Here is a 7,335-nt window from a genome sequence, read left to right as displayed (position 1 = left end):
GACGATTCTGGCGGGTCCGGCGGCGCGGCTCGCCGCGGCGTGGATAGTGCTGTGCCTCGGGCTCGTCGTCCTTTTCGATGTCTCACCGGTCGCCGCCGCGTCCGTCGTGGCGCAGGCCCAGCCGCCGGCCCCGGCCAAGAAGCCGGCTGCTGCTCAGCCGGCCGCGACGGACCAGGCCGCCAAGGATGCGGCCGCGAAGGATCAGACGCCCGCCGCCGCTGCCGCCAATCTCGACAAGGCCAAAGCGACCCTCGACGAGATCGAGAAGGCGATCGCCGCCGACACCCATTTCGACGACACGCTGGCCGAGCTCCGCCGCCGCCTGACGCCGATGCGCTCGGAGCTGCGCGACACCGCGCAGGCCCTCGAGGAGGCGGTGAACCAGGCCACGGCCCAGCTCAAGCAGCTCGGCGACGAGCCGGCCGACGACGAGCCCAAGGAAGACGCGGGCCTCGCGGCCGAGCGCGCCAAGCTCACCAAGAACCAGGCCGAGGTCGAAGCTGCGCTGAAGCAGACGCGCCTCCTCATCCTGCGCGCCGACGAGGCGAGCATCCGGGTCACCGATCTCCGCCGCGGCCTGTTCACCCGCGAGCTGCTCGCCCGCAACGACGGCCTGTTCAATCGCTCCTTCTGGTCGGACCTGTCGGACGGCATCCCGTCCGAGACCAGCCGAGTGGTGCAGCTCGTGCGCGCCTGGTGGCTGTTTGCGAGCGGCTCGGCCAGCAGCGGAAATCTGCTCGGGGCGGCGCTGACGCTGGCGGGCTTCGGCCTCGCCGCCGTGCTGCTGTTGCGCTGGCTGCGTCACCGGCTGGTCGACGAGGGGCTCGCCGCGCGGTTCGACCGCGCCTACCAGGCCCTGATGGTGCTGATCGCCTATGCGATCACGATGCCGGGCGCCGTGCTGGTCTCGGTGCTGGTGCTGGAGAATTTCGGGCTGATGCCGGCCTGGATCCGGACGCTCGGCGTCGGGTTGGCGCTCTCCGTCCTGGTCGCTTGCCTGGGCCGGGCGGTCGCCCGTGCGCTGTTCGCGCCCATCGAGCCGGGCCGCCGGCTGTTCGCCTGGTCGGACGCCGAGGCGGCGCGCGCCACCGCGCATCTGACCTGGGGCGCCCGGGTGCTCGGTCTCGCCGCCTTCCTCAACCTGCTCCACAAGACGACCACGGCGCCGATCGCCTTGACGGTCGCCACCAGTGCCGCCCTCGCCCTGACGATCGCGGCGATCTCGCTGCACTTCATGTGGCGGACCGCCCGCGGTGCCGCCCGTGCCGAGGCGCCGCCCGGGCCCGGCCTCGCCGGCGTCCGCGTGCTGCTCGCGCTGTTCGTCCCCGCCATCCTGGTGCCGCTCGTCATCGGCTATGTCGCGCTCTCCGCCTTCGTGGCGAGCCGCGTCGTCATCGTCCTGACGCTGACCGGCGGGCTGATCGTTCTCGACGCCTTCGTCGATGCGCTGTTCAGCCAAGTGCTGTCGAGCAACAGCGAGCGCGGACGCGCCTTCGCGGCGCTGCTCGGACTGTCGCATCGCGGCCTCGACCTGATCTCGACACTGCTGTCCGGCGTGATCCGGGTGGCGCTGCTGATCCTCGCCATCCTGGCTGTGCTCGGGCCGTGGGGCGTGTTCGCCGACGACGTTCTGACCCGTCTCGCCGAGGCGGCGTTCGGCTGGCAGGTCGGCGGCGTCACCATCTCGATCCAGACCATCCTGGGCGCCATCGCCATCCTGCTGATCGGCGTGCTCGCGGTGCGGGGCGCCCAGCGCTGGCTGGAGACGAGCTTCCTGCCGCGCACCGCGCTCGATCCCGGCCTGCAGCACTCGATCTCGGCGCTGTTCGGTTATGCGGGCCTGATCGGCGTGCTGGCCGCCGTGCTCGGCTCGATCGGCATCGACCTGCAGAAGATCGCGTTGATCGCCGGCGCCCTGTCGGTCGGCATCGGCTTCGGCCTGCAGTCGATCGTGTCCAACTTCGTGTCCGGCCTGATCCTGCTCGCCGAGCGGCCGATCCGGGTCGGCGACTGGGTGGTGGTGAAGAGCGAGGAGGGCTTCGTGCGCAAGATCAGCGTGCGGGCCACCGAGATCGAGACCTTCGACCGCGCCAGCGTGATCATCCCCAACTCCGAGTTCATCACCTCGTCGGTGAAGAACTGGACGCACGGCAACACGCTCGGCCGCGTCACGCTCAAGGTGCGGGTCGCCTACGACAGCGACGTCGAGCAGGTGCGCGACATTCTGGCCGGCTGCGCCCGCAGCCATCCGCTGGTGCTCAAGGCGCCGCCGCCCGGCGTCTACCTGCTCGGCTTCGGCGACATCGGTCTCGACCTCGAGCTGCGCTGCATCCTGTCCAATGTCGAGAACGGCCTGTCGGTGAAGAGCGACCTTCACGTCGCGGTGCTGAAGAAATTCCGCGAGGCCGGCATCAAGATCCCCTATCCGACTCACGAGGAGCGCGTCCCGGGCCCGCCACCGCTCGAGGAGCCGACGCTCGAGGAACCGAAGCGATGACGTCCGATGTTTCGTTCGCCCGGCGCCGGGCCGTGCTGCTTTTCGCCGGCGTCGGCGCGCTGGTGCTGGCCGGCTGCGCGGGCGACCGCGATCCGCCGCCCGGCGAGCCGAGCTTCTATCAGAACCTCGCCAAGGGCGGTCAGCTCGATCCCGCCGCGGCCGCCTCGATGATCTCGGGTTATCGCCGCAACAACGGCCTCGGCGCCGTGACGCTCGACCCGGTGCTGATGCGGCTCGCCGAAGAGCAGGCCCAGGCGATGGCGGCGAAGAACAAGCTCGACCACAATGTCGGGCGCGACTTCAAGACCCGCATGTCGAGCTCGGGCTTCGACGCCGCGATGGCGGTCGAGAACGTCTCGGCCGGCTATCACACGCTCGCCGAGGCCTTCTCGGGCTGGCGCGACTCGCCGCCGCATCGCGCCAACATGCTGGCGAAGGACGCCACCCGCATGGGCATCGGTGCCGTCTACGCGCCCAACACCAAGTACCGCGTCTTCTGGGCCCTGATCATGGCCGCGCCCGACAAGCGTGCCGACACCGGCGGCCCGGCCTCCGGCACGCCGCACCAATGGGGCATGCCGCTGCCGCAGGCGACGCTGCGCTGACGAGCGCTAAACGGGTTCGGCCTCAGCGCCGCATCCTGTCGCGCAGCCGCTTGGCGGTGGCGAGGGCATGGCGGCGCAGCGCCTCCAGCTGGCGGGCGGCGGCGAAGCCGGCCGGCGAGAAGCCGATCAGCCGGTCGGCGAGGACGCGGCGGGCCGGCCACAGCCGGTCGATCATCGGATGGCCGGCCACCGCGCAGGAATCGACGAACGCGATGCCGGCATCGCGCAGCAGCGCGGCCGACAGGTCGAGCGCCAGCAGCACGCCGGGTGAGAACTTCGCCAGCGTCTCGTCATAGGCGGTTTTCCAGAACCAGGCGCCGCGGCCGCTGGTGATCACGATCCCGGCGGCGATCGGCTGCCCGTCGAGCAGCAGGCGCGCCACCATGGCGTCGGAGCCGGCGCCGGCCTGCGCGAGTCCGGCGACCGCGCCGGTCATCAGCGCCTGCTCGGCCGGGCGGCCGAGCGCGGCGGTGCCGGCCTCGCCCTTCCAGCCGCGCACCTCGAGCAGGAAGAAGTCGGACAGGGCCGGAACGGCCGCCGGGCCGCGGGCGAGATCGAACACGACACGGCCGCGTTCGCCCAGTCGGCGACGCTGGCGGGCGTGCTCCTTGGCGCGACCGTCGACGACCGGAGGCGGGCCGCTGGGCCCGCTCGGTCGCAGCAACTCGGCGCGGCCGTGCCGGTCGAACGCCGCCTGCCGGCTGCCGAAGCGCGCCACAGCCGCATCGACGGCGAGGGCGACCGGACCCTCGGCCGGCAGGTAGGGCAGCAGCAGCGCCGCCGGCCTTTCGGCGGCGAGATGCTCCAGCGCGGCCGCGACGATGCCGGCCGGATCGGCCGGATCGAGCAGCGGCGTCCCGAGCGGCGCGAACGGATGCGTCCAGCCGGTCACCACCGGCAGCGGGAGCCCGTAGCGCCGGCGCGAGCGTCGCAGCGGAAACAGCCCGACGAGACGGCCGTCGGCAGCGCGCACCAGCACGGCGCCGACGCCGCGCCCGTAAAGCGGGGCCGCGGCGAGCGCCACGGCCGGCGTGTAGAACACGTTCGGCGCGACCGCCCGGGCCGCGAGGGCGGACCATTCGTCGCGGATCGCCGCCAATTTGGCGAGCGACAGCCACGCGGTCTGATATGTCGAAGCGACGTCCGGCTCCATGGGTCAGGCGTGCCGGCGCGGGCGCCAGACGAAGGCGTGCAGGCCGAGGCGGCGCTTCACCACCACGAACAGCAGCACCGACTCGACCACGACGGCCGTGGCCGTCGCCCAGGCCGCGCCCATGATGCCGAGGCGCGGGATCAGGATCATGCAGAGCACGACATTGGTGGCGAGCGCCGACGCGTAGACGGCGGCGCACAGCGGCTGCTGCCCGGTCATGTTGAGGAGCCGCTCGGCCGGGCCGACCGAGCCGCGGGCCAGAAGGCCGATCATGATGATCCAGATCAGCGGCGTGCCGGCGTCGAAGCCCGGGCCGAACAGCATCAGGATCGGCTTGGCGAGCGCCACCAGCACGAGCCCGAGCGCCAGCGTCGGCCAGAACGTCCAGCGCACCGCATCGGCGATGAAGCCTTCCAGCTTGGTGCGCTCGCCGGCGACGTGATAGGCGCTGAACCGGTGCGCCACCGCGGCGCCGACCGCGAAGGAGACGAAGTGGACGAGCGACAGCGTCTTGCTCGCCGCGTAGTAGATCGCCACGTCCTGGGGCGCCACATAGGCCTGCAGCATCAGGATGTCGACGTAGAACAGCAGCAGGAAGAAGCTGTCGGCCAGGAAGATTGGCAGCGCGGTCTTCAGCCACACGCCGACCTCGTAGCGACGCGGCCCGGACGGCACGGCGCGGCGCAGCCGTCGTCCCATCAGCACGGTCTGCACCAGCGTCACCAGCCACATGGCGCCGCACGCGGCGGCCAGCGCCGCGACGGCGTCGAGCGGGCCACCGGCCGCGTGCAGGCCGCCCATCACGGCGAGGATCAGGATCGGCTGGACGATGAAGACCGGTATCAGCGCGAGGTCGATCCAGTCGAACGAGCGGGCGATGCCGTCCTGCGCCATGCTCAGCGTGAACACCGGCAGAGTCACGGCGGCGATCAGGAACGGTACGACGAACTCGGCCGGAACACGGCCGGAGAACACCAGGACGGCGGCCGCCACCAGGCCGCCCACCACGGTGCCGAAGGCGAGGCACAGCCAGCGGCTGCCGCGGACGAAGCCGCGCAGGCCGTCGCCGTCCTCCCGCATCCGGTATTCCGGGATGAAGCGCTGCGCCGAATAGGCGATGCCGAGCGGCGCGATCGGGCCGAGCACGCTCACCCAGGCCCAGACCGAGACATAGATGCCGAACTCGAAGCGGCCCATCCAGCGGGCGAGCAGGATCTGGGTGACGAAGGCGATGCCCGCGCTGGCGACCCGGATCAGGAAGGCCGAGCCGGCGCTGCGCTGCGCCACCGAGCGGTCGCTGTCGTCCCGCCGCCAGGCGAGGACGCGCGACGCGAGACGCGCGGCGAGCCGGGCGAAGGACGAGCCGCGGCCGTGGTCGGTCTCGCTCAAGGCCAACGCCTTCCCTCCGCTGCCAGGCTGCTGAAACCGCGACCTTAAGCGGCGGCTGTTAACGTTCGGTTCGCCGGCCGGCGGCGGCCTCGCCGCGATGGTGCGGCGGACACGCCGCCGTCACAAGCCGGCGACCGGTCGGGCGCGACCGGCATTGTCGATCGTGGTGCGGCGCAGCGGCTGCGGCTAATTGTCGAGCGCGCCCTCCTGGATCCAGCGGCGGATGGCGTCACGGTCGCAGGTCGAGAGCTTCTTCATGCCGTGCGGCATCCTGATCTCGGGCTTCACGCGCCAGTCGAGCAGCGCCATCAGGCTGGAGGCGTCGGCGTCACCGGCCACCACCATGGGGCCGAACTTGGTGCCCTTCATCACGCTCGCATAGGTCCGCAGGTCGAGTCCGCTGGCATCGAAGCCGGCGCCGCCGGGCTGGTGACAGTCGACGCAGCGGCCCTTGAAGATCGGGACCACGTCCTCCTTGAAGCTGACGGTCGGGGTCCGCTGCTTCTGCTTCGACTTGGTGCCCTGTGCGTCCGCATCGAAAGAGAGCGTTGCGGCCGCCAGCACGGCGACGACGGCGGTCAAGCCCCGCAGCCATCTCGTCATGTTCCTCTCCTCATGTCCAACGTTGTGACACGCCAGCGCTGTCGGTCGAGGATCCGGACGGGCGGGGGCTCGCGTCCCGGACACAGCGGAGGCGACCCCCGCGAAGCCGATGCTAGAACTGGAAAAAACAAAAACAATCAGGGAGAGCGCGAAGCCGTTCCTGCTCTCCGCCGGCCGGCCGTGGAACAAGCCCGCGGCTCCGGTGGCCCCGCTTATGGATCATACGAGCGCGGGCATGTGATTTGCGTTCGGCGGGCCACCATGATGCGCTCGGGGAATCGGGTCCGACGAGGAGCGCAGGATGCGGTACTGGATCGGCGTCGTCTGCTTCGCGGGAGCGGCCTGGCTCGTGGCCGCCGGACTGGCCCACAAGCGGCGTGTGCTGGCGGCCCGGGCCGCGGCGGCGTCGCGCGGCATCATGCCGGCCGAGCCGGGCTTGCGGTCGGTCGCCGTCTTCGGCGAGATCATGCGGCCCGTGATCCTGTTCTTCCTGGCCTACGCGGCGATCAAGACCGTGGTCCTGTTCGTCGTGCTGGGCGGCGAGGAGGTGCTGTCCTATGTCGATCTCGCTGGCGTGCTGGCGCTGCTCGGCGGCTACGGCGCCTGGATGAGCCTTCGCACGACGTATCGGATGAGCGACCTGGAGGCCGCCGAACGCGCCGCTGCGGCGGAGTCGCCGCCCGCCACGCCGCACTATGTGGGCCGTCCGGCCAACGACATGGGCCCGCCCGACGGTGTCGCGCCGCGGCGCGGCGCGCGCTGAGACGACGGCGGAGCGGGGGACGGCATGGACGGCGTCGGAGATTCGAGCACGCTGGTGCTGATCGAGCTCGTTCTGGTGCTGGGCCTGGTGTTCGGCTTCGCGGTTCGCGAGCTGCGCAGCGTGCGGCGCGACCGTGCCGCGCCGCCGGCCGAGCCCGATCCGGGCCGCGCGTCGGCCCGCGACTGAGCTGCAGGCTTCTTCATGGATTGGCCGCTCGTCGCCATCGAGGTGCTGTTCACCGGAACGGCGGTGGCGCTCGGCGTCTGGCAGCTCGTCTCGTTGCGGCGGGAGAAAGCGAACGGCCGGCCCTCTCCCGAGGACCGGC

At 71.5% G+C, this 7,335-nt stretch carries 7 protein-coding genes; 4 read left to right on the top strand and 3 right to left on the bottom strand.

Features of this window, described 5'->3' with window-relative positions; all coding sequences use genetic code 11:
* The coding region (locus tag CH341_RS25840) for a DUF3772 domain-containing protein (RefSeq protein ID WP_146604626.1) at positions 1 to 2,497 on the top strand (2,497 nt) is incomplete at its 5' end.
* The gene (locus CH341_RS25835; protein WP_111421841.1) at positions 2,494 to 3,102 is read left to right on the top strand and encodes a CAP domain-containing protein; all 609 of its coding nucleotides are present in this window, start codon (positions 2,494 to 2,496) and stop codon (positions 3,100 to 3,102) included. The genes CH341_RS25840 and CH341_RS25835, both read left to right, overlap by 4 nt.
* 22 nt (positions 3,103 to 3,124) lie before the next feature.
* Here the strand turns inward: CH341_RS25835 and CH341_RS25830 are convergent, their stop codons facing one another.
* The 3 genes from CH341_RS25830 to CH341_RS25820 all read right to left on the bottom strand — a co-directional run bounded on the left by CH341_RS25830 (position 3,125) and on the right by CH341_RS25820 (position 6,247).
* The gene (locus CH341_RS25830) at positions 3,125 to 4,255 is read right to left on the bottom strand and encodes a GNAT family N-acetyltransferase (RefSeq protein ID WP_111421840.1); all 1,131 of its coding nucleotides are present in this window, start codon (positions 4,253 to 4,255) and stop codon (positions 3,125 to 3,127) included.
* A gap of 3 nt (positions 4,256 to 4,258) precedes the next feature.
* Complete coding sequence (locus CH341_RS25825) at positions 4,259 to 5,644, bottom strand: lipopolysaccharide biosynthesis protein (protein ID WP_111421843.1); 1,386 nt, start codon at positions 5,642 to 5,644, stop codon at positions 4,259 to 4,261.
* 186 nt (positions 5,645 to 5,830) lie between these two features.
* Positions 5,831 to 6,247, bottom strand: a complete 417-nt coding sequence (locus tag CH341_RS25820) for a c-type cytochrome domain-containing protein (RefSeq protein ID WP_111421839.1) — start codon at positions 6,245 to 6,247, stop codon at positions 5,831 to 5,833.
* Between the two features lie 301 nt (positions 6,248 to 6,548).
* Here CH341_RS25820 and CH341_RS25815 point away from each other — a divergent pair, with 301 nt between their 5' ends.
* Together CH341_RS25815 and CH341_RS34445 are read left to right on the top strand one after the other, a co-directional pair.
* Positions 6,549 to 7,010 carry a hypothetical protein gene (locus tag CH341_RS25815; RefSeq protein WP_111421838.1) on the top strand — a complete coding sequence of 154 codons (462 nt, stop codon included), beginning with the start codon at positions 6,549 to 6,551 and terminating at the stop codon, positions 7,008 to 7,010.
* Between the two features lie 24 nt (positions 7,011 to 7,034).
* Positions 7,035 to 7,196 (top strand): hypothetical protein, encoded by a 162-nt coding sequence (locus CH341_RS34445; protein ID WP_170149810.1) that lies wholly within the window; start codon positions 7,035 to 7,037, stop codon positions 7,194 to 7,196.
* Positions 7,197 to 7,335 lie beyond the last annotated feature (139 nt).

The sequence above is a fragment of the Rhodoplanes roseus genome, assembly GCF_003258865.1.
GTDB classification, from domain to species: Bacteria; Pseudomonadota; Alphaproteobacteria; order Rhizobiales; family Xanthobacteraceae; genus Rhodoplanes; species Rhodoplanes roseus.
Note: the sequence above shows the minus strand (reverse complement) of the source record. Positions and strands in the feature narration are given on the sequence as shown.

What these genes read in the sequence shown, in the direction of transcription:
- CH341_RS25835 (WP_111421841.1), top strand. Translation starts at nt 2,494, where the DNA reads ATGACGTCCGATGTTTCGTTCGCCCGGCGCCGGGCCGTGCTGCTTTTC.
- CH341_RS25830 (WP_111421840.1), bottom strand. Translation starts at nt 4,255, where the DNA reads ATGGAGCCGGACGTCGCTTCGACATATCAGACCGCGTGGCTGTCGCTC.
- CH341_RS25820 (WP_111421839.1), bottom strand. Translation starts at nt 6,247, where the DNA reads ATGACGAGATGGCTGCGGGGCTTGACCGCCGTCGTCGCCGTGCTGGCG.
- CH341_RS25815 (WP_111421838.1), top strand. Translation starts at nt 6,549, where the DNA reads ATGCGGTACTGGATCGGCGTCGTCTGCTTCGCGGGAGCGGCCTGGCTC.
- CH341_RS34445 (WP_170149810.1), top strand. Translation starts at nt 7,035, where the DNA reads ATGGACGGCGTCGGAGATTCGAGCACGCTGGTGCTGATCGAGCTCGTT.